The sequence below is a fragment of the Gemmobacter serpentinus genome (genome assembly GCF_008973825.1).
GTDB classification, from domain to species: domain Bacteria; phylum Pseudomonadota; class Alphaproteobacteria; order Rhodobacterales; family Rhodobacteraceae; genus Gemmobacter; species Gemmobacter serpentinus.
The window spans coordinates 68,877-91,582 of sequence record NZ_WCHR01000007.1; the positions used below are offsets into that span (position 1 = coordinate 68,877).

Genomic DNA, 22,706 nt, shown 5'->3' on the forward strand with positions numbered 1-22,706 from the left:
TCGTTTCTTACGCCCAACGGGGCGATGTCTTGTCTGCCGGGCAAGCCCGAATGGATGTGTTCCTACACAGGTTTTCAGCATGAAGTGCAAGCGAAGATTGCCGAAAAGACCCAATATAGGCTTGGTTTCGCCAGTTACCTAAGTGTCAGAGGAAGGCGGTTTCTTCGAAACTGCGCAGTTTGCGACTATGGATCCGCTCCACCGGCATTTCTCGGATCAGTTCCATCGCGTGAATACCGATCAGAAGATGGCGCGAGACCTGCGTGCGATAGAAATCCGACGCCATGCCCGGCAGCTTCAACTCGCCATGCAGCGGCTTGTCCGACACGCAAAGCAACGTGCCATACGGCACCCGGAAGCGGAAGCCGTTGGCGGCGATGGTGGCGCTTTCCATATCCAGCGCGATGGCGCGCGATTGCGACAGGCGCTTCACCGGGCCGGACTGATCCCGCAGTTCCCAATTGCGGTTGTCGATGGTGGCCACAGTGCCGGTGCGCATGATGCGTTTCAGCTCATAGCCCTCCAACTGGGTCACCGCCTCGACCGCGTCTTCCAACGCGATCTGTATCTCGGCCAAGGCCGGGATCGGCACCCAGATCGGCAGATCATCGTCCAGAACGTGATCTTCGCGCAAGTAAGCATGGGCCAGACAGAAGTCCCCCAGCGATTGCGAATTGCGCAGGCCCGCGCAATGGCCAACCATCAGCCAGGCATGCGGGCGCAGGACGGCGATATGGTCAGTCGCGGTCTTCGCATTTGATGGCCCCACCCCGATATTCACCAGCGTGATGCCCTGACCATCGGCGCGTTTCAGGTGATAGGTCGGCATTTGTGGCATCTTGGTGGGCAGGTTCAGCACCCCGTCCGGCGTGGTGATGATCTGGTTGCCCGTCGCCACAAATGCCACATAGCCCGAGGCCGGATCGCCAAGCACCTTGCGGGCATAGGCCTCGAACTCATCGACATAGAACTGATAGTTGGTGAACAGAACATGGTTCTGGAAATGCACCGGGTCGGTCGCGGTATAATGCGAAAGCCGGGCCAGACTGTAATCCACGCGCTGCGCGGTAAAGGGTGCCAGCGGCCGGGCCCCATCGGCATATTCGATCAGCACACCATTGACGATATCGTCATTGGTGGTCGCAAGATCCGGCACATCGAACACATCGCGCAGCGGGAAATCCAGCGCCCCTTCCTGCGGGATCACCACGCCGGGGTGATTGGCCACCGCGAAATGCACCGGGATCGGCGTCTCGGACGGGCCGATCTGCACCGGAACCCCGTGGTTCTGGATCAGCAACTCGATCTGCTGGATCAGGTAGTTGCGGAACAGGTCGGGCCGGGTCACCGTGGTCACATAGGTGCCGGGCTGTGCGACATGGCCAAAGGACAGCCGGGAATCGGTCTTGGCAAAGCTGGTGGTGGTAAAGCGGATCTCGGGATACCAGGCCCGCACCCGCGCCGCAGGGCGCTCACCCGCGATCACCGCATTGAACTGCGCGGTCAGGAAATCCACCGCCTGGATGTAAAGCTCCTCCAGCCGGGCCACCGCCTTGGCCGGATCCTCGAAACTTTCATGCACCGCATCGGACGGCGCGATATAGGTCTGTGAAATCTGGGTCACGTCTCATTGTCCATTTTTTGATCGTTCTTTCTGCACCCTGCAAAGGGAGGAAATCAAGCATTGCCTGCAGCAATGCCGACAATGCGTCACGTCGCGATGACGTGGCCCCGATCTAGCGGCATTTCCCGCGCCGCATCGGCTTGCAGCCGCGCCGCGCCCGGCGCAGGATGGCCGCCATGACAGGCACGCTTCTCTCCCTCGGCCACGGTTATTCGGCACAGGCCCTCGCGGCGCGGCTTTTGCCGCAGGGCTGGCGCATCATCGGCACAACACGCAGCGCGGAAAACGCGGAATTGTTGCGCCATACCGGGGTGGAGGCCGTGGTCTGGCCCGGCACGCCCCTGGCCCCGCTGTTGGCGCAGGCCACCCACCTGCTCAGCTCCATCGCGCCCGGTGCGGGGCAAGATCCGGTGATTGCCGCCGAGGCCGAGGCCCTCCGTGCTGCCCCCCTGCAATGGGCAGGCTATCTTTCGACCACCGCCGTCTATGGCGATCATAACGGGGCATGGGTCGATGAGGATACCGCCCTGACCCCCGGCACCCAACGCGGGCACCAGCGCGTGCAGGCCGAAGCAGATTGGCAGGCGCTTGACCTGCCGCTGCATATCTTCCGGCTGGCCGGGATCTATGGCCCCGGGCGCGGCCCCTTTGCCAAGGTGCGCGCAGGCAGCGCCCGGCGGATCATCAAGCCCGATCAGGTTTTCTCGCGCATCCATGTCGAGGATATCGCCCAGGCGCTGGAGGCCTCGATCCGCCGCCCCGATCCGGGGCTGATCTGTAATCTTTGCGACGATGATCCCGCCCCGCCCGAGGCTGTGATCGCCCATGCCGCCCGCCTGCTTGGTCTGCCACAACCCCCGGCCGAGGATTACCGCACGGCCGACATGACGCCGCTTGCCCGCAGTTTCTATGCCGAGAACAAGCGGGTGCGGAACGGACGGATGAAGGATCGGCTGGGCGTGAAGCTGCGCTATCCGAGCTATCGTGAGGGCCTCGCTGCCCTGCTGGACGCCGAGCAGGGCTGAGCCCGCGCGCAGGACCGGCACCGCCACGATAACAAAGCCGCCAGATGATCTTGTGCAGGCCACTAGCCCCGCCTACCTGCCAAGAGGAACGCAGCCCTTGCAAGTTGCCCCCGGCCTGATGGCTGCCCCCCGACCGCCACGCCCCCGACGCGCCGCAAGGCCCGCAAGCCCCGAAGCCATAGCCCGAGACGCCTGAAAATGAGCCCCTACGACCCCGATCCCGAGCTTGGCACCGCCGCCACGCGTCCGGCCATGCGGCAACGGTTTTCCGAACTGCTGCAACAGGTTGCCGAAACCCATAGCGAAGACCGGATCTCCATCGCGGATCTGTTGCAGGCGATGAAGGGCCGCGCGATTGCCGCCCTTCTGTTTCTGTTCGCCTTCCCCAATATCCTGCCCACGCCCCCCGGCCTTGCCGCGGTGCTGGGCCTGCCGCTGATCTATCTGTCCTCGCAGCTGATGCTGGGGCGCCAGCCCTGGCTGCCGGGCTTCATCGCGCATCGCTCGATGACGCGCGACACCTTCCGCAATATCGTGGCGAAGGCCGCGCCGGTGCTGAACCGGGCGGAAAAGATGCTGCGGCAACGCTGGTGGCCGCTGGTCAGCCCGGGGGCAGAACGGGTGCTTGGCTTCGTCTGCCTTGCACTGGCGGTGCTGCTGTCGCTGCCGATCCCCTTGGGCAACCTTCTGCCCGCCGCCGCGATCTGCGTGATCGCGCTCGCGCTGCTGGAACGCGACGGGCTATGGGTGATCGTCGGGCTTCTCGCCACCATCGCCGCCTTCGCCTGGGTCGGTGGCATGGGCTATGCGCTGGTGAAATCCGCGATCTTCGTGGTGGTCAACGCATTTGGGGCGTAAGGAAAAGCGGGCCAGCGGCCCGTTTTTCGTTTGCAGACCGCAGGCCATTTCTGGCAGCGACGACACGGGCCTGAGGCCCGTTCCCCCGTGATGAAAGCCGGCCAGTGGTCCGGCCGCCAAGGTATAGCAGGCCTCAGGCCCGCAGGCCGACCACAGCGATGCCCAGCGTTTCCAGAACCTTGGCCTCGATCTGCGGGGCGTTCATGCCGGCGACCGCATACATCGCCTCGGGGCTGGCCTGATCGATGAAGGTATCGGGCAGCACCATGGAACGGTATTTCAGGCCGTGGTCGAACACGCCCTCATCGGCCAGAAGCTGCGCGACATGGCTGCCGAAGCCACCCACGGCACCCTCTTCCACCGTAATCAGTGCCTCGTGATGGCGCGCCAGTTGCAGGATCAGGTCGCGGTCCAGCGGCTTGGCAAAGCGGGCATCGGCCACCGTGCATTTCACGCCACGCGCGGCCAAGGCCTCGGAGGCCACCAGCACCTCGCCCAGACGGGTGCCAAAGGACAGGATCGCCACGCGCCCGCCCTCACGCATCAGACGGCCCTTGCCGATCTCCAGCACGCATCCGCGTTCGGGCATCTCAACGCCGATGCCATCGCCGCGCGGATAGCGGAAGGCGCTTGGGCCCTCATCATAGGCGGCGGCGGTGGCCACCATATGGACCAGCTCCGCCTCATCGGCGGCGGCCATCACCACCATGCCCGGCAGATTGGCCATGAAGGCCACGTCAAACGATCCGGCATGGGTCGCGCCATCAGCCCCCACCAGCCCCGCGCGATCAATGGCGAACCGCACCGGCAGGCGCTGGATCGCCACGTCATGCACGACCTGATCATAACCGCGCTGCAAGAAGGTCGAATAGATCGCACAGAACGGCTTCAACCCGCCCGCCGCCAGCCCGGCACTGAAGGTCACCGCGTGTTGTTCTGCAATGCCCACATCGAAGCAACGGCGCGGAAAGCGTTCGGCAAACAGGTTCAGCCCGGTGCCATCCGGCATCGCTGCCGTTACCGCCACAATCTTGTCATCGCGGCTGGCCTCATCGATCAGGCTTTGCGCGAAGACCTTGGTATAGCTGGGCGCGTTGGACTTGGCCTTTTGCTGCACTCCGGTCAGCACATCGAACTTGGCCGTCGCATGGCCCTTGTCCATCGCGGCTTCGGCCGGGGCATAGCCCTTGCCTTTCTTGGTGATCACATGAATCAGGGTCGGCCCGGTGGCACGCGCATGGGCGGTGCGCAGCACGGGCAGCAACTGGTCCAGATCATGGCCGTCGACCGGGCCGACATAGGAAAAGCCCAGTTCCTCGAACAGCGTGCCGCCGACGGTCATGCCTTTCAGCATTTCCTTGGCCCGGCGCGCGCCCTCCTGGAACGGCCCCGGCAGCAGGCTGACCATGCCCTTGGCGGCCTGTTTCAGATCCTGAAGCGGTGCCTCGGCATAAAGGCGGGACAGATAGCTTGACAGCGCACCGACCGGCGGCGCGATGGACATTTCATTGTCATTGAGGATGACGAACAGCCGCTTGCCCAGATGGCCCGCATTGTTCATCGCCTCGAACGCCATGCCCGCGCTCATCGATCCGTCACCGATCACCGCAATGGCATCGCCCGGATCGCCGCCCAGATCTGCCGCCGCCTTGAAACCAAGCGCGGCGGAGATGGAGGTGGAGCTATGCGCCGCCCCGAAAGGATCATAGGGGCTTTCCGACCGTTTGGTGAACCCCGAAAGGCCGCCTTCGGTGCGCAGGGTGCGGATGCGGTCGCGCCGCCCGGTCAGGATCTTGTGGGGATAGCACTGGTGACCGACATCCCAGATCAGCTTGTCGCGCGGCGTGTCGAACACCGCATGGATTGCGACCGTCAGCTCCACCACGCCCAGACCCGCGCCCAGATGCCCGCCGGTCACCGAGACCGCACTGATCGTCTCGGCGCGCAACTCATCCGCCAGTTGCCGCAACTCGCGGTCCGACAACGCCTTCATGTCTGAAGGCAGCGTCACGCGGTCCAGCATCGGGGTTTTCGGGTGCGCGGGTTTCAGGTCTTCGGTCATGGCTCCCCCTCCTCGGGGTGTCAGCTTTGCCGCGAGATAACGAAGCGCGCAGCCGCGATCAAGCCGGAGGCCCGCTCACCATAGGGTGAAAGCGCGGCCTCGGCCTCGGAAATCAGGGATCTTGCGCGGATCTTCGCGCCTTCCAGCCCCAGAAGCGAAACGAAAGTGGCCTTGCCCGCTTCGGCATCCTTGCCGACACGCTTGCCGATCGCGGCCTCGTCGCCCTCGACATCCAGAATGTCATCGGCAATCTGGAAAGCAAGGCCAAGCGCATGGGCATAAGCGCGCAGGGGGGTGGTGTCCGCGCCCGCAAGGATCGCGCCCGCCTCGGCCGAAAAGGCGATCAGCGCGCCGGTCTTGCCCGCCTGAAGGGCCGTGATCTGATCGAGTGTCAGCGGTGCGGGCGCGGTCTCGGCCGCGATATCCAGCGCCTGCCCCAGCACCATGCCTTCAGCGCCCGAGGCACGGGCCAACCCCGCCACCAGCGCCAGCCGCCGGTCCGCCGCGCCAAGCGCCGGATCACAGAGCAGTTCGAACGCCAGGGTTTGCAGCGCGTCGCCGGCCAGCACGGCGGTCGCCTCATCCCATTTCACATGGATGGTGGGCAGACCCCGGCGCAGGTCATCATCATCCATGCAGGGCAGATCGTCATGCACAAGGCTATAGGCATGGAGCGCCTCGACCGCCGCCGCGGCAGAAACCGCAGCATCCGCCGCAATGCCATGCAGACGCGCGGATTCCAGCACCAGAAAAGCGCGCAACCGCTTGCCGCCCTGCACGGCATAGCGCATGGCCTGCACCACCGGCAGATCGCCCTGACGGGCCAGGGCGGCATCAAGCCGCGCCTGCACCAGCGCGGCATCGGCCTGCAGACGGGCGGGGAATGTCACAGCCCCTCCACCGGGGTGGTGCCGACGGCGCGGCCTTCTTGCGCGCGGATCAGTTCGACCTTTTCCTCGGCCGCTTTCAGCTTGGCGGCGCAATGGCGCTTCAGCGCCTCGCCACGCTCGTAAAAGGCGATGGATTGTTCCAGCGCGACATCGCCGCGTTCCAGCTTGCCGACCACGGCCTCAAGCTCCGCCATGGCCTCTTCAAAGCTCATTTCGGCAATCGGTTTCTCGGTCATCGACCCCTCCGCAACATCCCATGGTCTGGCACCGCGATCATAGCGCCGCCGCAAGACGGATACCACCCGCCACAATGCCGCGCATTCAGCGCAGCGTGTCCGCCGGGCTGTTCAGGAAGGCCAGCGATTCCTCCAACACGCCCTCGGCAATGTCACGCCCAATGATGACGATGCGCGATTTGCGATCCCCCTTGGGCGCGCGGGCCAGCTTCACCGGCGGATCGAAGACATGCTGCACGCCATGGATGGCATAGGGCTCATTCTCGCCCTCCAGCCAGATCAGCGCCTTGAAACGCAGGATATCGGGGCCGCGTAGCTGGATCAGCGTGTCGATCCAGATGTTGAACAGGCCCGGATGGATCGGATTGTCGAGCGTGGCCGAGACCGAGCGGATGCGGTCATCATGCCTGGCCGCCACCGGCGGTGCTGCCGTGAAAGACGGCCCGAATAGCCCGTGCTGCGAGCCAAACTGCGTCAGCGGCGGCAGGGCCTTCGGCGTGGCAGCGGCATTCACCCAGGCCTCGGCCTGTTCAGGCTGCGCCAGCTCCTTGGGCACGCCAAGGCCGAACAGCGCGCCGGGCGGCACCTTGCCGTGATCTGCCACGATCTGCCGCGCGGTGGGCGAGATGGTGCGCAGCCGCTTCTGGAAATCGGCAAGGGCCGCTGGCGTCACCAAATCGGATTTGGTGACCACGATCAGATCGGCCATGGCGACCTGCGCCACCGCCTCGAACCCCTTGTCCAGCGTGCCGGGCCCATGCGCCGCATCGGCCAGCGTCACCACGCCATCCATCCGCAAATATTGCGACAGGACATGTTCCACCAGCAGCGTGTGCAGGATCGGGCCGGGATCGGCGAGGCCCGAGGTCTCGATCACGATGCGGTCAAAGGCGGACTTGCCCTCGGCCCGTTTGGCCAGCAGATCGTTCAGCGCCCGGGTCAGATCGCCCCGCACCGCACAGCACATGCAGCCCGATTCCAGCAGCACCATTTCCTCGGTGGTCTCGACGATCATGTCGTGATCCAGCCCGACATCGCCAAATTCGTTGATCAGCACCGCAGCCTTGCCCATGGCCGGATCGGTCAGAAGCGCATTCAGCAGCGTGGTCTTGCCCGCGCCAAGATAGCCGGTGATCAGGGTGACAGGCAGACGCTGGATGGTCTTGGCGGATTTGGGTGGCATCAGACGGGCTCCTCGGTTCGCGCAAGGAACCTAGACGGCGCGACCGGGAATGACCATGGGGTCACAGCCCTGCGACGGGTTCAGCGCATCCGCAAAGATGCTGCCCGAAATGCTGGTGCGCCGGGCCTGCCCTTTGCGTTGCATTTCGGCCTATTCGCCGGGCTCTGTCTCGCGCAGCACCGCCGATGTGACCTCGGCCGATTTCAGCATGTCTTCCAGCGTCAGCGACTCGATGATCAGCAGATAGGACCAGAACACCTCGGCAAAGATCTTGCGGATGCGGCAGCTGGCCTCATCGGTGCAATCCTCGCAGCGTTGGTAGGACCGGCGCGACAGACAGGGCAAGGGCGCAATCGGCCCGTCAATCAGGCGCAGCAGTTCCGAGATGGAAATGTCGCGCGGTGCCTTGATCAGGCTGTAGCCGCCCGACCGCCCCCGGGTGGAGGCGATGGTGCCCGCATTGCGCACCTCCAGCAGAATATGTTCCAGAAACCGTTTCGGTGTTCCCGAACGGCGCGCGATCTCCTCGATCGTCAGGGCCTGCGGCACCGGCTTTGCGGCCTCATCGGCCAATGCCAGCAGGGCTTTCAGCGCATATTTCATCTTCTGCGTGATCATAGAAATTCCGTATGCGGAAAGCGGGGGGGAATCAATCGGATGCAGGGCGGGGACGGCGTTTTCCCTTCATCCGTGCCCCGCAGTCCACGCCCCCGGAAATGGGCGGCAATGGGCGGCGACAAAAGACTGCGGCCAGCAACCCAAGGGGTAGGACGCGCCCCGCAGGTCTGGCCATAAGCCCCGGCCATCGATCCGGTGTTCCCATTTGGTGATCGGATCGTTTCCGCCCTAGTGCTTTGGAAATGGTCCGAAACGGGCTATGACCGATGGGAATTTGCAATTTTCGGACAATTATGACGGCAGCTTCGCAACCACCAGCCTCGCTTCCGCTGGTCGTCGACCTCGACGGCACGCTGTGCCGCAGCGATTCGCTGCATGAGGCACTGGTGCGGCTGGCGCTGCATAAGCCGATGCGTTTTCTCCGACTTGTGCCCGTGCTGGCGCAAGGGCGCGCCGCCTTCAAACAGGCGGTGGCCGCGCAGGGCATCGCGCCTGCCGACACCCTGCCCTATGATGAGACGGTGCTGGCCACCATCGCCACCGCCCGCGCCGAGGGTCGCCCGGTCTGGCTGGTTTCCGCTGCCGATGCGCGGCAGGTCGAGGCCGTGGCGCGGCATCTGGGCCTTTTCGACGGCTGGCAAGGCACAGAGGTTGGCGGGCCGAACCTGAAAGGTGCCGCCAAGGCCGACTGGCTGGTCGCAAAATTCGGCGCAAAGGGCTTTGACTATATCGGTGACAGCCGGGCCGATCTGCCGGTCTGGGCGGCCGCGCGGACCGGGCTGGCGGTCAGGCCGGCGGCGGGCGTGCCCACCACCGGCCTGACCGTGCTGGAACCACGGCAAAGCCCGGCCCGCGCCCTGCTGCGCGCCATGCGCCCGCATCAATGGCTGAAGAACCTGCTGGTGCTGATGCCGGTTCTGGCCGCCCTCGATCTTGCTGCCCTGCCTGCCGCCCTTCTGGGGATGGTCTGCTTCTGCCTTGCGGCCTCGGGGGTCTATCTGATCAACGATCTGGCTGATCTGGATGCCGACCGCCATCACCCGCGCAAAAGCCGCCGCCCCTTTGCCAGTGGCGCGGCCCCGCTGCTGCCGGGCGTCGCGCTGGCCGGGTTGCTGTTCCCGCTGGCATTGCTGATCGCGCTGCTGACGCTGCCGCCTGCCTTTACACTGACATTGCTGGTCTATGTCGTCGCGACCTTCCTGTATTCCTTCTGGATCAAGCGCAAGATCATGGCCGATGTGGTGGGGCTTGCCGCCCTTTACACCCTTCGGGTCTGGGCCGGGGCCATGGCCACCGGCATCGCCCTGTCGCCCTGGCTGCTGATCTTCAGCATGTTCCTGTTCTTCGCCCTCGCTGCCATGAAACGTCAGGCCGAACTGGAAGATCTGGCGCAGCAAGGCCGTCTGGCCGCTTCGGGCCGCAACCTCAAGGTCGTGGACCTGCCCGCCATCCAGGGCATGTCCATCGCCGGGGGGCAGGCCGCGGTGCTGGTCTTTGCGCTTTACGCGATGGATCCCGATATCCGCATCCAGCATATCCATCCCGAAATCCTGCTGCTGAACTGCCCGGTGCTGCTGTTCTGGCTGGGCCGCTTGCAGATCCTCACGCGGCGCGGCTTCATGACCGATGATCCCATCGTCTTTGCGGTGCGGGATCGGGTCAGCGTGCTGGCCGCAGTGGTGATGGTGCTGGTCTTCATCCTGTCCGGGAGCGTGACATGACCCTGTCCACCAAGACCAGCCTCTTGCTGATCCTTGCCCTTGCCCTTGCGCTGCGGCTGATCTGGGGGCTTCTGGTGGCGGTGGATCCGGTCTCCGATCAGGGGGCCTATGACACTTTCGCACGCACGCTGTTGACCGCTGGCGTCCATGGCTGGAGCGCGTCCGAGCCCAGCGCCTATTGGGCGGCGGGCACGGCGTTCCTTTACGCCGGGGCCTACTGGATCTTCGGTGCGGGCGGCACGGCAGTGTTGGCCACCAATCTGGTGCTGACCGCAATCATCATCCCGGCCGGGTTTCGGCTGGCCGCCAACTGGTTCGGCGCGCGGGCCGGATTGACGGCGGCATTGCTGCTGGCGCTGTGGCCGACGCTGATCTTCTTTACCACCACCATCAACAGCGAACTGCCCTTCATCGCATTGTGCTTTGCGGGCCTGTGCCTGTGGGACGGGCAGGCGCGCCACCGCATGGCCTGGCCGCTGACCGGGCTGATCTGGGGGGCTGCCCTCATGGTGCGGCCGGTGATCCTGCTGCTGCCGATCGGGCTGGCCTTCGCACGCGTGATGCGGCAGGGCCTGCGCGGCTGGCCCGGCGTGCCACAGACGCTGGTCCTTATGTTCCTGATGCTGGCGGTGACCGAGCCATGGGCCAACCGCAATGAGGTTGTGATGGGATCCGACGCCCGGATCTCCACCAATTTCGGGCCCAACCTGTGGATGGGCAACAATCCCGACAGCACCGGCGGCTATATGGAACTGCCCGCCGATGTCCATGACATGACCGAGGCCGAGCGGGATCGCACGCTGAAGGATCGCGCCTATGCCTATATGCGCAGCGACCCGCTGGTCACCGCAAAACGCACCGCCGCGAAGTTCCTGCAACTGCATGAGCGCGAGACCATCGGCATCGCCTGGAACGAGAACAGCATCCGCAGCACCTTTGGCGCGGCGGCGATAACGCCGCTGAAGCTGCTGGCGACTGGCTATTGGTTTCTGCTGATGGGGGGCGCGCTGGCGGGCTTTGTCATGCTGTGCTTCCGCGACGGACCATGGCGCGCGCTCTGGCATCCGTCGCTGGCCTGTTGGGGCTATTTCTCGTTGCTGCACGCGGTGGTAGTGGTCGAGGATCGCTATCACCTGCCAGGTGGCGTGTTTTTCGCGCTGCTGGCCGCCTGCTTTTTCGAGGCGCTGTTCCGAAGGGCACCGCTGACACGGGCGATCCCGGAGGATCGCCGCAATGGGGCGGATATGCCATGATGCAATATGTGCTGATCGGGCTGGCCGCGATCTCCAATGTGGCGCTGAATCTCAGCCTCAAGGAACTGAGCCGGGGGCTGGAGACCGGATCGGTCGCGCGCCTTGCCGCGACCACGCTGCTGTCACCCTGGTTCTGGGCGGCGGGGATCAGCGGGGTGCTGCTGATCGGGCTTTTCATGGCGGCGATCCGGCAAGGATCGGTGGCTGTCACCTATATCGGGGTGACTGCCATGGCGATGGTGCTGCTGACCATCGCTGCGGCGGTGCTGCATGGGGATGTGCCAGGCCTGTGGCGCATCGCCGGGCTGGGTCTGATCGTGGTCGGGCTGGGCCTTACGCTGGCGGGCTGACACGGGCCAGTTGAGACCGGCCATTTGAGACGCGGCTTTTCAGGCGGGGCAGGCCAATCAGGGTCAGCTGGCCGGGGCAAATTCGCCGGTGCGGCCCAAAGCCTCCGTAAAATTGTTAAATTTTTCCTACCCTGCGCGGGATGATCCCGCCCGCCTTGCCGTATACGCGGTATGGGCAAGAGGCGTTCCGCTCCCCTGATGCATCCTGATGCGGGCGAAAGCCGCATCGGCACGCCGTTTTGGCGTGGCTGCATCAACCTGCCCTGCCCCCGCCATTTTGATGATCTACACGCATAGGACCCCATGGCATCCGTCCGTCTCACCCCGGCCGAAGAGGCATTGGCCGCCGCGCAATACGCCCTTGTCGCAGGCGACAAAGCGCGCGCCGCCACGACCTTCGCCGAGGCCCGCCGCCTTGGCGCACCGCTGAAGCTGCTGGCAAGGCCCTATGCGCTCTGCCTGTCAGATCTTGACCGCCACGCCGAGGCCATCGAGGCCCTGCGCCCCTGGTTTGAAAAAAACCGCAAGGATCCGGCGACCGTCAATCTGATGGGCGTTCTGCTGAAACGCGCGGGCCGGTTGACCAAGGCGCGCGAGGTGCTGGAACTGGCACGCAAGCTGCGCCCACAGGATCTGTCCCCTTGGCAGAACCTTGGCAATGTCCATGAGATGCTGGGCGATCATGCGAAGGCAGCTGCATCCTTCCAAGGTGCGCTGAAAATCGACCCGAAATCGGCAGAACTCTGGCGCCTGCTGGCGCGTCAGCACCTGTCGCTCGGCAATCCCGATGCCGCGATTGACGCGCTGCGCCGCGCCCTGACGCTGGCCCCCGGAAATGTCATGATCGCGGCGCTTCTAGTGCAAAGCCTGCAACGCGCGGGCCGCATCAACGAGGCGCAGGATCTGGTCACCCGGCTGCGCCAGACCATGCCCGACAATGTGGAATTTGCCGTGATCGAGGCGCGGCTTGCCTACCGCAGCGGCGATGCCGCACGGGCCGAGACGCTGCTGGAACAGGTGCTGGCGGATCACCCCGCCCATCTGAATGCGAGCCTGCAAATGGCGACCGTTCTGGGGGATGGTGACCGGCGCCGGGTGAACGCCGTGCTCAGCGCCGCCGTCGCCGCCCATCCCGACAATGCCGTGGTGCTGGAGCGGTTGATGGAAAGCCTGTCGCGCAGCCGCTATGACAGCGAGGCCGCGCATATCGAAACCTCCTACACCCTCGCCAAGCGGTTGATGGATCGCTTTCCGTCCTTCGTTCCCGAGGCCGCGCGCAGCCTGCGCACCATCCTGATGCGGGTGCTGGACGAGGACCGCATGGCCAAGACCGGCAGCTTGCAGGATCTGTTGCAGCTTTGGCGCAGCGATGCGCCGCATTCGGCGATGCATTACGAATTGGGACAGGCCGAAACGCTGGAAGACCGGCTGCGTCTTGTGGACTGGCATCGCGACTGGGGGCGGCGCGCCAGCCGCAACATAACGCCCGTGGCCCTGCCCGCCGCGCCTGCGCAGCATCTGGCGCGCAAGCTGCGCATCGGCTTCATGTCCTCCGATCTGCGCCATCACCCGATCACCTATTTCACCCTGCCGCTGCTGGAAGGCTATGATCGCGACCGGGTAGAGGTGTTTTGTTATTCCTTCTGTGAACGCCCGGCGGATCAGGTGCAGCAGATGCTGACCGAAAAGGTCACAGGCTTCCGCCACTGGCTGCACCGGCCCGATGCGCAGATCGCCGAAGGAATCGCGGCGGACAATCTTGATATCCTGTTCGAGCTGGGTGGATCGACCGCGATGAACCGGCTGGAGGTGATGGCGCATCGCCCGGCCCGGCTGGGCGCAAGCTGGCTGGGCTATCCGCATTCAGCCGGGCTGGAACAGATCGACCTGATCCTGACCGATCCCTATATCCGCCCCGAGGACCCGCGCTTGCTGATCGAACGCCCGTTCGAGATGCCGCAGACATGGGTCGCGCTGTCGCGGATGTTTGCGGGCCATCAGATCGCGGAGGGCACACCGCAGGCGCGCAAGGGCCATCTGACCTTCGGCACCGCGAACAATCCCTATAAATACACCGCCGCCTGTCTGGATGCCTGGGCCGCTGTGCTGCGCGCGGTGCCGGGATCGCGCTTTGTGTTCCTGCGGCCTGAAGGATCCGTAGACAGTTTCGTGACCAACAGCCGCGCGGCTTTTGCGCGCCGCGATGTCGATCCAGACCGCCTCGATTTCATCGGGGTGCGCGGCGATCACATGCGCCATTACAACGAGATCGACATCGCCCTGGACAGCCTGCCCCATGTCGGTGGCACCACAACCTGCGAGGCGCTGTGGATGGGGGTGCCCACGATCAGCCTTGTCGGCCCGGGCTTTCCCGAACGTCTCAGCTATTCCAACCTGTCCAATGCGGGCCTGGGCGATCTCGCGGTGTTCACGGTTGCGGATTATGTGGCCAAGGCCGCCGAGCTTGCAGCCGATCCGGCCCGCCGTCTGGCGCTGCGCCACGGCCTGCGCGCGCAGATCGCCGCGCATCCGCTGGGCCAGCCGGAACGGTTCACTGCGGATTTCTATGATCTTGCAGCAAAGGTGGCGGCACAATGAAGGCGGTCATTCTGGCGGGCGGACGCGGCACGAGGCTGTCCGAGGAAACCGGGCTGCGCCCCAAACCCATGGTCGAGATCGGCGGGCGGCCGATCCTGTGGCATATCATGAAGTTGTATCATGCCCATGGAATCCGGGATTTTGTCATCTGCCTTGGCTATCGCGGCTGGCAGATCAAGGAATATTTCCTGAACTATGGCCAGCTTTCCTCAGATCTGACGGTTGATCTGGCTTCGGGCCAGGTCGAGGTGCTGCGCCCCGCGCCAGAGCCATGGCGGGTGACGCTGATCGATACCGGCGAAGATACCCAGACCGGCGGGCGACTGGCGCGCGTCGCGCATTTGCTGCGCGGCGATGAGGCGTTCTGCCTGACCTATGGCGACGGGGTTGGGGATGTCGATATCGCGGGATCCATCGCATTTCACCGCGCGCATGGGCGGCAGGCCACCGTCACCGCCGTGGTGCCGCCGGGGCGCTTTGGCGCCTTGCAGCGCGAGGGCGATCAGGTCGCGGCCTTTACCGAGAAACCCGCAGGCGATGGCAGCATGATCAATGGCGGATTCTTCGTGCTGTCGCCCGCCGTGCTGGACCGGATCGAGGGCGACACGACCCTGTGGGAGCAAGAGCCGCTGCGCGGTCTGGCCCGCGATGGTGAACTGATGGCCTTCAACCATCACGGCTTCTGGCAGCCGATGGATACGCTGCGCGACCGGAACGAATTGCAGGCCCTGTGGGACAGCGGGAGGGCACCTTGGAAGCAGTGGTGACGCGGGTGGCAAGCCCAGTGCGGCACCCCGATCCCGGCTTCTGGGCGGGCAAGCGCGTGCTTCTGACCGGGCAGACCGGCTTCAAGGGGGCCTGGGCCGCACGGATGCTGGCCACCCTTGGGGCACGGGTGACGGGCTTTGCCCGCGCGGTGCAGCCCGGCCCCTCGGCCTGGGCGTCCTTGCGGGTGAGCGACGGGTTATCGCGCGAAATGACGGGGGACCTATGTGACACGGCATCGCTGCGCGACGTGGTGCAGGGGCAGGATATCGTCCTGCATCTGGCCGCACAGGCCATTGTCAGCGAAGGTCTGCGCGATCCGGCGGGCACATGGGCCAGCAACCTGACGGGCACGCTGAACCTGCTGCAAGCCCTGCGCGGCACGCCTGTTCAGGCTGCGGTCATCGTGACGTCCGACAAGGTCTATGCCAATCCAGCCAATGGCGCGGTGCGGCCCTTTGTCGAGGGCGATCCATTGGGCGGTGATGATCCCTATTCGGCCTCCAAGGCCGGATGCGAGATTGCCGTGGCAAGTCACCGTGCTAGTTTTGCCGATCTGCCGCCCCTGGCCACCGCGCGGGCGGGCAATGTGATCGGCGGCGGAGATTTCGGGCGCGACCGCCTGATCCCTGATTTGGTGCGGGCGATGCAGGCAGGCCAGCCGCTGATGTTGCGCAACCCGGCCGCCACCCGGCCCTTCCAGCATGTGCTGGATGTGGTCGCGGCCTATCTGATCCTTGCGGAAGACCTGGCGGCAGGCACCGCACCGCCTGCGGTGAATTTCGGCCCTGCCGGGGCAGAGCTTTCCGTCAGCGCCCTGCTGGATCTATGGCAAGAGGCCAGCCCCGACATGCCGAAGCGCCAGCTTTCCGACCAACCACCGATGCCGGAAAAGCCACGTCTTGCGTTGAACAGCCAGCTTGCCGAAACGCAGCTTGGCTGGCGGGCGCGGCTTGATGCAGGCCAGGCCATCCAACAGACCGCCAGCTGGTATGCCGCATGGGCCAAGGGCCATGACATGCGCGACGCCAGTGACGCCTCCCTTCACGATTATCTCGCAGGACCAATAGCATGAGCGCCAGCCGCCCCCTTCACCGCTGCCGCGCCTGTGATGCGGCATTCGGCCCGGTCTTTTGCGATCTGGGCGAGATGGCGGTTGCCAATTCCTACCTGCCGCCCGGTGCCAATCTTGAGGCGGAACCCCGCTATCCGCTGCGTGCGGTGGTTTGTTCCGACTGTCGCATGGTGCAACTGGATCATGTCGTCGATGCCGAAGGGATCTTTCGCGACTACGCCTATTTTTCGTCAACCTCGTCCTCATGGCTCGATCACGCGCGCGCCTTCTGCACCGCGATGACGGCGCGGCTGACGCTTGGCCCGACATCAAGGGTGATCGAGGTGGCCTCAAATGATGGCTACCTGCTGCGCAATTTTGTGGAGGCGGGCATTCCCTGCCTTGGCATCGAACCGGCGGCCAATGTCGCGGCACATGCCATCGCCGTGGGTGTGCCGACCGAGGTGGCATTCCTGACACCGGAGACGGCGGAGGACATCGTCGCCCGCCAAGGCCCCGCCGATCTGGTGGTGGCCAATAACGTGCTGGCCCATGTGCCCGATATCAACGGCTTTACCGCAGGTCTTGCGCATCTGCTTGCCCCGCAAGGCGTGCTGTCGGTCGAGGCACCGCATCTGCTGGCGCAGGTCGATGGCGTGCAGTTCGACACGATCTATCACGAACATTACGCCTATTGGTCGCTGCTGGCGGTGGAGCGGCTGTTTGCCCGCCACGGGCTGCATGTCTTCGATGTCGAACATCTGCCCACCCATGGCGGCAGCCTGCGCATTCTGGCCGCGCGTGATCCGCGGGCGCCTTCGGCCGCCGTGATCGCGCTGCGGCAGAATGAGGCCGCGCGCGGGCTGGATACCGATGCCTTCTATCAGGGTTTCAACGCGCGCGTCGGCAAGGTGCTGACCGATTTCCGCGCCTGGCATTGCGCGCAGCAAGATCAGGGGCGCCGGATCGCAGGCTATGGCGCGGCGGCCAAGGGCAATACTTTCCTCAATGCCGCGAAGATGCGGGTGGGCGACTTTCTGGCGGTCGCCGATCTGGCGCAGGCCAAGCAGGGAACACGCTTGCCTGGCAGCCATATCCCGGTGCTGTCGCCCGATGCGATGCTGGCGTTGAACCCGGACGAGATCCTGATCCTGCCCTGGAACATCGCGCCCGAGGTGACGGCGCAACTGCGCAAGGCAGGCTTTGCCGGCGGCATCTGGACCGCCATCCCCGAAATGCGGAGGCTGTGATGCGGCTGCACCTGACCCGACTGCCCATGGTTTTCGAAGTGGAAACCCATCCGCATGAAGATGCGCGCGGTGGCTTTCGCCGTGTCTGGTGCGCTGAGAGCTTTGCCCGGGCGCGGATCGATTTCGCGCCGGTTCAGGCCAGCACCTCCAGCAATATCCGGGCGCATACGCTGCGGGGCCTGCATTGGCAGGCCGACCCCCATGGCGAACAAAAGCTGGTGCGCTGCATCGCAGGCGCGATCTGGGACGTGGCGCTGGACCTGCGGCCAGACAGCCCATCCTATCTGAGCTGGCACGCGGCGAAACTTTCAGCCGAAAATGACCGGGCGCTGTTTCTGCCTAAAGGCGTGGCGCATGGCTTCCTGACCCTGACGCCGGGCGCAGTGGTGGAATATCTGATCGATGCGCCGCATCACCCCGAAGCCGCACGCGGCGCACGCTGGAACGATCCGGCCTTCGGCATCGACTGGCCCGCCATGCCCAAGATGCTGTCGGACAGGGATCGCGACTGGCCCGATTTCGCGCAAGTGCCCGTCCATGGCTGAGGCGGTGCTGCTGACCGGCGCACGCGGCTTTGTCGGGCGGGCTGTGCTGGCGGAACTGGTCGCGCAAGGACTGCCGGTTCATGCTGTCTCACGCCAGGGGCACGGCCCGGCCCTGCCCGGCGTGACCTGGCATCAGGCAGATCTGTTGCAGGCCGATGACCGCGCGGCGCTGATCCGGGCCGCCCCTGCCCCCCGGCTGATCCATTGCGCATGGTATGTGGAGCATGGCCGCTTCTGGACCGCGCCGGAAAATCGCGACTGGCATCTGGCATCGGTCGATCTGGTGCGGCTGTTTCGCGCCCGTGGCGGCGGCAGGGTGATCGGACTTGGCACCTGCGCCGAATATGACGCGCTGTCGGAGGTGCCGTGGGATGAAAGCCGCCCCCTTGCCCCGGCCACGCCCTATGGGCAGGCCAAGGCCGCATTGTATGACGATCTGTCGGCAATCTGTGGGCAGGATCTGGTCTGGGCGCGGCTGTTTCATCTGTTCGGACCGGGCGAGGACCCGCGCCGCCTGATCCCCGGCCTGATCGCCGATCTGCGCGAAGGCCGTGTGGCCGAGGTGCGGGCAGCGGGCCTGCTGCGCGATTATGCCTCGACCCACCATATTGCGCGCAGCCTTGTGGCCTTGCTGGACAGCCCTGCCTCTGGCCCTGTCGATCTCGGGGCGGGGCAGCCCCGCAGCCTTGGCCAATTGGCCCAGACCCTGGGCGATCTGCTGGGACGACCAGAGCTGGTCCGCCTGTCGCACAATCCCGGCCCCGCCGATCCGCCCGCGATGACCCCACGGCTGACCAAGCTCCATGCCGCTATCGGCCCGGTCACCGAACAGCCGGAACAGGCGCTGGCGCGGCTGCTGCTGGATCAGCCTTTGCGGGCGCGATAGACCGCCCAAAGGTCTGGGCGGCGCGCCTCGGTCAGTTTCTCGGCCTCGGCCCGGCGCCAGCGCGCGATCTCGCCATGATGACCGGAGTTCAAAACCGCCGGGATCTCGCGTCCCTCCCAGACCTGCGGACGGGTATATTGCGGATGCTCCAACAGGCCATCGGCAAAACTTTCCTCCTCGGTCGAGGCATGGTTGCCAAGGACGCCGGGGATCAGGCGCACGGTCGCGTCGATCATCGCCTGCGCTGCGATCTCGCCGCCGGTCATGACGAAATCGCCAAGGCTGACCTCTTCGATCTCATGGGCATCGATCACGCGCTGATCCACGCCCTCGAACCGGCCACACAGCAGCGTCATGCCCTCGGCACCCGCCCAGGCCTGTGCCCGTTCCTGGGTGAAGGGCTTGCCACGCGGCGACAGAAACACGATGGGCCAGCGCGCGCGATCCTTGGGCGCGCCCTCGCCCGCCTGTGCCAAGGCGCGCGCCACGACATCGGCGCGCAGCACCATGCCCGCGCCGCCGCCTGCGGGCGTGTCATCGACATTGCGGTGCTTGCCCTCGCCAAAGGGACGCAGATCGATGGTTTCCAGCGACCACAAGCCTTGCGCCAAGGCCTTGCCGGTCAGCGACAGGCCCAAGGTGCCGGGAAACGCCTCGGGAAAGAGCGTGATGATCTTGGCGCACCACGCGCCCTTCACCCGCTGCGGCGCCATCAGATCGCGCGGTTGCAGACTTGCCGAGATGCGCAACCTGCCATGGCTTTTCGCGGCCATGGGGGCCGCGGGCAGATCGCCAGATGCGGGGGGCGGGATGTCATCAGTCATGCTCTGGCTTCTAGGCCAAAGCCGCCCCCTGCGCAAAGCGGGAATCGTGGTGGATCACCCGGCAAGCAGGGTGCGCTTGGCCTGCGTCAGCGCCTCTGGGGCAAGGCCCTGACGGTTCAGCGCCACCAGCGCCTCGGCCAGCTCCGGGCTGCCGCCGCCATTGGCGCGCGGCACAGGGACCAGCCCCGTGCGGATCGCATCCGGCAGGCCGATCAGATCATAGAGCCCCTCAACCGGGCCAAGCCTGCGCGGCCCGTGACGCTCCAGCGCCATCGCCACCACCGGGACAGCGCATTCACCACCGACCTGCGAAAGCAGTGCGGTGAAGTCTGCCGCGGGCGCAAGGCGTGCCGCGAAATCCTCAAGGCTTTCGGTCAGATGCGGATGCTGCGCCTGCTGCCAATGCACGGATTGCAACCAGGGCCCGGGCGCGCGGGTGCCATAGGCCAGCCAGATCTCGGTCCCCGGAAAGCGTTCCGCCAGCATATTCACCGCAATCGCCGCAAGGCGTGGTGCCTTCTGATAGGCCTCGATCCCCGGATGGCCGGGCATATGGCCCGCCAGATCCTCACAGGACAGGATCAGCCGCTGCCCGTCCGACAGATCAATCGGGGCCAGCCATGCGGCAAAGGCGCGACGGAACAGGCGACGACTTGGCACACCGGGCTGGCGCGACAAAAGGCGCGCGGCCTCCATCATCGTGCGGCCGGCGATCCCATCGGCCAGCTGTACCTGACAATGTGGCGCAAGCTGCGCGGCATGGGCGCGCAAAGCCGCCTGAACCGAACTGCTGCCGGTCTTGTGAAAACCCGCATGAAGCAGAATACGCGGCGGCATCCTGCCCTCAGGCCAGCGGAGCCAGCGCCCGGTTGCGCGCGATCAACCCGCTCAGGGCCTCGGCCACCGGGGCATTGGCGGCATGGGTGGCGCGCAAGGCTTCCAGTGCGCCATCATTTGGGCAATCGCCCCAGGCATCGGCATGTTCATCCAGCAGCTCAGTGCAGCGCCGCGCAAACAGCGCCAACAGTTCCGGATCATCGCCCGCGACTTGCAGCGCCTTCACCGGCGCAGCCCGGCCCGGACAGGCCTCCACCGTCACGGGGGCCGTGGCCTGCAGGATGAAGGCCCGGCGCAACGCGCGCCCGGCCGTCGGGCTGGCCAGCCGGTCATGCAGCGCGTCCAGCAGCGTGTCGGGGGCCAGATGCGATTGCAGGGCTGCCAGATGCGCCTCGATCTCTGCTTGCGGCGTCGCGTCGCGCAGCCCCGACAGCGGCTCGGTCAGGCGCGCCGCAAACAGCCGCATCTCGGCCTGTTTCTCGGCGTCCTGCCCCGGCATCGCAGCCAGTTCGATGCGGCTGGCGGCATCTTCCAGAAACGCATCCAGTTCTGCCGCGCGCTGCGGAGGCCAGGCCAGCCGCGCAATCGGGATCGACAGCAGCGACAGCATGATCGGCCCCATGAAGGGCAGATGGAGGTTCAGCCCCGCCACCCGCGTCAGCCCCATGCCGATGCCAAAACAGACCGAGACCAGCAGGATCTGCATCACCACCTGGGTCAGAAAGGCAAGCCAGCTATCCGGCTGCGCCCATTCCGCCAAATCCTGCGGCCAGTCCTGTGGACGCAGCACGATCTGCCACAGCAGGAAGATCGCAACGAACACCGGCACCACCAGCCAGCCATATCCCCCGACCCCGGCCAATAAAGGGCCGAGATAAAGGCAAACCGTCGCGATTTGCAGTATACGCAGTCTGATGCCCATGGATCGCCTCTGCAGCGTGGCTTTTTGCCATTCTCTTGGGCAGCAGAGTGACGCCAGATGCGATTTTAGTCCAGCCCTTCCGGCGGATCGGCAACGATGATCCCGGCGGAAATGTCGACCATCGGCACATTGGCCTGCGTGAAGGGCAGCAGCATCGCCGTCTTCAGGCCCGGGCCGTTGATCTCCAGAATATCGCCCGCCCCATGATTGTGAACGGCGATGACCCGACCCAAGGTGGCCCCGCCCGGATCGCGGACTTCCAGCCCGATCAGGTCATTATAGTAATATTCGTCATCGGGCAGTTTCGGCAGGCGGGTGCGATCGGCATAAAGGTTGGTGCCCTTCAGCGCATCGGCCTCTTCCTTGGTGGCGACGCCCGACAGGCGCGCGCCAAGCCCTCCGGCCAATGGCCGGGTCAGCCGCAGCTTGAAACTGCGGGTGCCGTCTTCGGTATAAAGCGGGCCATAATCGGCAATCGCCGCCGGTTCGGCGCAAAAACTTTTCAGCCGCACCTCGCCCAGCACCCCGAATGCGCCTGCAATGGCACCCACGCAAATGCGGTTTTCGGACATGGTGATCTCTCCCCCTCTGGCGGCTTTCGCGACACATAGCCGGTTGCGCGGGCCTTGTCAGCGTGGCGCATCTTGAAAAACACGCAGCGTTGCTGACCCCGAAGGGCATCAGCCCGCCTTGAAATGAAAAAGGCAGCGGCACGGGGCCGCTGCCTGCGCGTCACGCAAAAGCGTGGGCGATCACTCTTCCGCGGGGGCAGCCGAACGGGCGGCTTTCTTGGCGGCGCGGGCAGCCATGGCTTTGCCCGGCACAGCGGCTTTCGGGTTGTTGCGGGCCTTCTTCTCGGTCAGGCCGGCAGCTTCCAGGAAGCGGGCGACGCGGTCGGTCGCCTGTGCGCCCTGGCCGAGCCAGTATTGCACGCGCTCGACGTTCAGTTTCACACGGTCTTCGGCGTCTTTGGCCAGAAGCGGGTTATAGGTGCCCAGCTTCTCCAGGAAACGGCCATCGCGCGGCATCCGCGAGTCGGTCGCAACGATGGCGTAGAACGGGCGCTTTTTGGAACCGCCACGGGCGAGACGGATTTTCATGGACATGGGTGTTCTCCTTTAAGTCCGGTTTGGCGGGAACCCCGCCGTTTGATGGAGACGGGCGAGCCCGCCATTCGTAAGGGGCGGGCAAGCCCGCCGGATAGG

The 22,706-nt window shown here is 65.3% G+C and carries 22 protein-coding genes; 11 read left to right on the forward strand and 11 right to left on the reverse strand.

Annotated features, from left to right (window positions below; genetic code table 11):
* Positions 1-145 precede the first annotated feature (145 nt).
* On the reverse strand, positions 146-1,624 hold the full coding sequence (locus GBJ34_RS05015) for an AMP nucleosidase (protein WP_151718176.1): 1,479 nt from the start codon (positions 1,622-1,624) through the stop codon (positions 146-148).
* 176 nt (positions 1,625-1,800) lie between these two features.
* Here GBJ34_RS05015 and GBJ34_RS05020 point away from each other — a divergent pair, with 176 nt between their 5' ends.
* Positions 1,801-2,649: an SDR family oxidoreductase gene (locus GBJ34_RS05020; protein WP_151718177.1), complete on the forward strand. Its 849-nt coding sequence runs from the start codon at positions 1,801-1,803 to the stop codon at positions 2,647-2,649.
* Positions 2,650-2,847: 198 nt separating this feature from the next.
* A complete protein-coding gene (locus GBJ34_RS05025; RefSeq protein WP_151718178.1) occupies positions 2,848-3,507 on the forward strand; it encodes an exopolysaccharide biosynthesis protein in 660 nt (219 codons plus the stop codon).
* A 133-nt stretch (positions 3,508-3,640) separates the two neighbouring features.
* On the opposite strand, the gene dxs is transcribed toward GBJ34_RS05025, so the two are convergent.
* The 5 genes from dxs to GBJ34_RS05050 form a co-directional block, all read right to left on the reverse strand.
* Positions 3,641-5,569 (reverse strand): 1-deoxy-D-xylulose-5-phosphate synthase, encoded by a 1,929-nt coding sequence (gene dxs, locus GBJ34_RS05030; RefSeq protein WP_151718179.1) that lies wholly within the window; start codon positions 5,567-5,569, stop codon positions 3,641-3,643.
* Between the two features lie 20 nt (positions 5,570-5,589).
* Positions 5,590-6,459, reverse strand: coding sequence for a polyprenyl synthetase family protein (locus GBJ34_RS05035; RefSeq protein WP_151718180.1), 870 nt, complete (start codon positions 6,457-6,459; stop codon positions 5,590-5,592).
* Positions 6,456-6,695: an exodeoxyribonuclease VII small subunit gene (locus tag GBJ34_RS05040; protein WP_151718181.1), complete on the reverse strand. Its 240-nt coding sequence runs from the start codon at positions 6,693-6,695 to the stop codon at positions 6,456-6,458. The genes GBJ34_RS05035 and GBJ34_RS05040 overlap by 4 nt, the downstream gene beginning before the upstream one ends.
* An 85-nt stretch (positions 6,696-6,780) precedes the next feature.
* Positions 6,781-7,878, reverse strand: a complete 1,098-nt coding sequence (locus GBJ34_RS05045) for a CobW family GTP-binding protein (protein ID WP_151718182.1) — start codon at positions 7,876-7,878, stop codon at positions 6,781-6,783.
* 150 nt (positions 7,879-8,028) lie between these two features.
* Positions 8,029-8,496, reverse strand: a complete 468-nt coding sequence (locus GBJ34_RS05050; RefSeq protein WP_151718183.1) for an RrF2 family transcriptional regulator — start codon at positions 8,494-8,496, stop codon at positions 8,029-8,031.
* Between the two features lie 293 nt (positions 8,497-8,789).
* On the opposite strand from GBJ34_RS05050, the gene GBJ34_RS05055 reads away from it, so the two are divergent.
* The 9 genes from GBJ34_RS05055 to GBJ34_RS05095 all read left to right on the forward strand — a co-directional run bounded on the left by GBJ34_RS05055 (position 8,790) and on the right by GBJ34_RS05095 (position 18,918).
* Positions 8,790-10,217 carry a UbiA family prenyltransferase gene (locus tag GBJ34_RS05055; protein ID WP_151718184.1) on the forward strand — a complete coding sequence of 476 codons (1,428 nt, stop codon included), beginning with the start codon at positions 8,790-8,792 and terminating at the stop codon, positions 10,215-10,217.
* The gene (locus GBJ34_RS05060; protein ID WP_151718185.1) at positions 10,214-11,470 is read left to right on the forward strand and encodes a glycosyltransferase family 39 protein; all 1,257 of its coding nucleotides are present in this window, start codon (positions 10,214-10,216) and stop codon (positions 11,468-11,470) included. Before GBJ34_RS05055 ends, GBJ34_RS05060 begins: the two co-directional genes overlap by 4 nt.
* Positions 11,467-11,820 carry a hypothetical protein gene (locus GBJ34_RS05065; protein WP_151718186.1) on the forward strand — a complete coding sequence of 118 codons (354 nt, stop codon included), beginning with the start codon at positions 11,467-11,469 and terminating at the stop codon, positions 11,818-11,820. Before GBJ34_RS05060 ends, GBJ34_RS05065 begins: the two co-directional genes overlap by 4 nt.
* Before the next feature lie 303 nt (positions 11,821-12,123).
* Positions 12,124-14,418, forward strand: a complete 2,295-nt coding sequence (locus tag GBJ34_RS05070; RefSeq protein WP_151718187.1) for an O-linked N-acetylglucosamine transferase family protein — start codon at positions 12,124-12,126, stop codon at positions 14,416-14,418.
* Entirely contained in the window at positions 14,415-15,185 is a 771-nt protein-coding gene (gene rfbF, locus GBJ34_RS05075) for a glucose-1-phosphate cytidylyltransferase (protein ID WP_151718188.1), read from the forward strand. Before GBJ34_RS05070 ends, rfbF begins: the two co-directional genes overlap by 4 nt.
* Positions 15,179-16,258, forward strand: coding sequence for a CDP-glucose 4,6-dehydratase (gene rfbG, locus GBJ34_RS05080; RefSeq protein WP_226341061.1), 1,080 nt, complete (start codon positions 15,179-15,181; stop codon positions 16,256-16,258). Before rfbF ends, rfbG begins: the two co-directional genes overlap by 7 nt.
* Complete coding sequence (locus tag GBJ34_RS05085; protein ID WP_151718189.1) at positions 16,255-17,487, forward strand: class I SAM-dependent methyltransferase; 1,233 nt, start codon at positions 16,255-16,257, stop codon at positions 17,485-17,487. The genes rfbG and GBJ34_RS05085 overlap by 4 nt, the downstream gene beginning before the upstream one ends.
* Positions 17,487-18,032 carry a dTDP-4-dehydrorhamnose 3,5-epimerase family protein gene (locus GBJ34_RS05090; protein ID WP_151718190.1) on the forward strand — a complete coding sequence of 182 codons (546 nt, stop codon included), beginning with the start codon at positions 17,487-17,489 and terminating at the stop codon, positions 18,030-18,032. Before GBJ34_RS05085 ends, GBJ34_RS05090 begins: the two co-directional genes overlap by 1 nt.
* On the forward strand, positions 18,025-18,918 hold the full coding sequence (locus GBJ34_RS05095) for an NAD-dependent epimerase/dehydratase family protein (RefSeq protein ID WP_151718191.1): 894 nt from the start codon (positions 18,025-18,027) through the stop codon (positions 18,916-18,918). Before GBJ34_RS05090 ends, GBJ34_RS05095 begins: the two co-directional genes overlap by 8 nt.
* Here GBJ34_RS05095 and trmD read toward each other — a convergent pair.
* From trmD to rpsP, 5 genes are all read right to left on the reverse strand, one after another.
* Positions 18,897-19,631 (reverse strand): tRNA (guanosine(37)-N1)-methyltransferase TrmD, encoded by a 735-nt coding sequence (trmD, locus tag GBJ34_RS05100; RefSeq protein WP_226341062.1) that lies wholly within the window; start codon positions 19,629-19,631, stop codon positions 18,897-18,899. The genes GBJ34_RS05095 and trmD overlap by 22 nt on opposite strands.
* Positions 19,632-19,796: 165 nt before the next feature.
* Positions 19,797-20,579: a hypothetical protein gene (locus tag GBJ34_RS05105; RefSeq protein WP_151718192.1), complete on the reverse strand. Its 783-nt coding sequence runs from the start codon at positions 20,577-20,579 to the stop codon at positions 19,797-19,799.
* Positions 20,580-20,586: 7 nt separating this feature from the next.
* Positions 20,587-21,501 (reverse strand): hypothetical protein, encoded by a 915-nt coding sequence (locus GBJ34_RS05110; protein ID WP_151718193.1) that lies wholly within the window; start codon positions 21,499-21,501, stop codon positions 20,587-20,589.
* Between the two features lie 65 nt (positions 21,502-21,566).
* Positions 21,567-22,073, reverse strand: coding sequence for a ribosome maturation factor RimM (gene rimM, locus GBJ34_RS05115; protein ID WP_151718194.1), 507 nt, complete (start codon positions 22,071-22,073; stop codon positions 21,567-21,569).
* A 180-nt stretch (positions 22,074-22,253) separates the two neighbouring features.
* A complete protein-coding gene (gene rpsP / locus GBJ34_RS05120) occupies positions 22,254-22,607 on the reverse strand; it encodes a 30S ribosomal protein S16 (protein ID WP_151718195.1) in 354 nt (117 codons plus the stop codon).
* Positions 22,608-22,706 lie beyond the last annotated feature (99 nt).

Coding starts and splice junctions, on each gene's coding strand:
- GBJ34_RS05020 (WP_151718177.1), top strand. CDS start 1,801: ATGACAGGCACGCTTCTCTCCCTCGGCCACGGTTATTCGGCACAGGCC.
- GBJ34_RS05025 (WP_151718178.1), top strand. CDS start 2,848: ATGAGCCCCTACGACCCCGATCCCGAGCTTGGCACCGCCGCCACGCGT.
- dxs (WP_151718179.1), bottom strand. CDS start 5,569: ATGACCGAAGACCTGAAACCCGCGCACCCGAAAACCCCGATGCTGGAC.
- GBJ34_RS05040 (WP_151718181.1), bottom strand. CDS start 6,695: ATGACCGAGAAACCGATTGCCGAAATGAGCTTTGAAGAGGCCATGGCG.
- GBJ34_RS05045 (WP_151718182.1), bottom strand. CDS start 7,878: ATGCCACCCAAATCCGCCAAGACCATCCAGCGTCTGCCTGTCACCCTG.
- GBJ34_RS05050 (WP_151718183.1), bottom strand. CDS start 8,496: ATGATCACGCAGAAGATGAAATATGCGCTGAAAGCCCTGCTGGCATTG.
- GBJ34_RS05055 (WP_151718184.1), top strand. CDS start 8,790: ATGACGGCAGCTTCGCAACCACCAGCCTCGCTTCCGCTGGTCGTCGAC.
- GBJ34_RS05060 (WP_151718185.1), top strand. CDS start 10,214: ATGACCCTGTCCACCAAGACCAGCCTCTTGCTGATCCTTGCCCTTGCC.
- GBJ34_RS05065 (WP_151718186.1), top strand. CDS start 11,467: ATGATGCAATATGTGCTGATCGGGCTGGCCGCGATCTCCAATGTGGCG.
- GBJ34_RS05070 (WP_151718187.1), top strand. CDS start 12,124: ATGGCATCCGTCCGTCTCACCCCGGCCGAAGAGGCATTGGCCGCCGCG.
- rfbF (WP_151718188.1), top strand. CDS start 14,415: ATGAAGGCGGTCATTCTGGCGGGCGGACGCGGCACGAGGCTGTCCGAG.
- GBJ34_RS05085 (WP_151718189.1), top strand. CDS start 16,255: ATGAGCGCCAGCCGCCCCCTTCACCGCTGCCGCGCCTGTGATGCGGCA.
- GBJ34_RS05090 (WP_151718190.1), top strand. CDS start 17,487: ATGCGGCTGCACCTGACCCGACTGCCCATGGTTTTCGAAGTGGAAACC.
- GBJ34_RS05095 (WP_151718191.1), top strand. CDS start 18,025: ATGGCTGAGGCGGTGCTGCTGACCGGCGCACGCGGCTTTGTCGGGCGG.
- trmD (WP_226341062.1), bottom strand. CDS start 19,631: ATGGCGCCGCAGCGGGTGAAGGGCGCGTGGTGCGCCAAGATCATCACG.
- GBJ34_RS05105 (WP_151718192.1), bottom strand. CDS start 20,579: ATGCCGCCGCGTATTCTGCTTCATGCGGGTTTTCACAAGACCGGCAGC.
- GBJ34_RS05110 (WP_151718193.1), bottom strand. CDS start 21,501: ATGGGCATCAGACTGCGTATACTGCAAATCGCGACGGTTTGCCTTTAT.
- rimM (WP_151718194.1), bottom strand. CDS start 22,073: ATGTCCGAAAACCGCATTTGCGTGGGTGCCATTGCAGGCGCATTCGGG.
- rpsP (WP_151718195.1), bottom strand. CDS start 22,607: ATGTCCATGAAAATCCGTCTCGCCCGTGGCGGTTCCAAAAAGCGCCCG.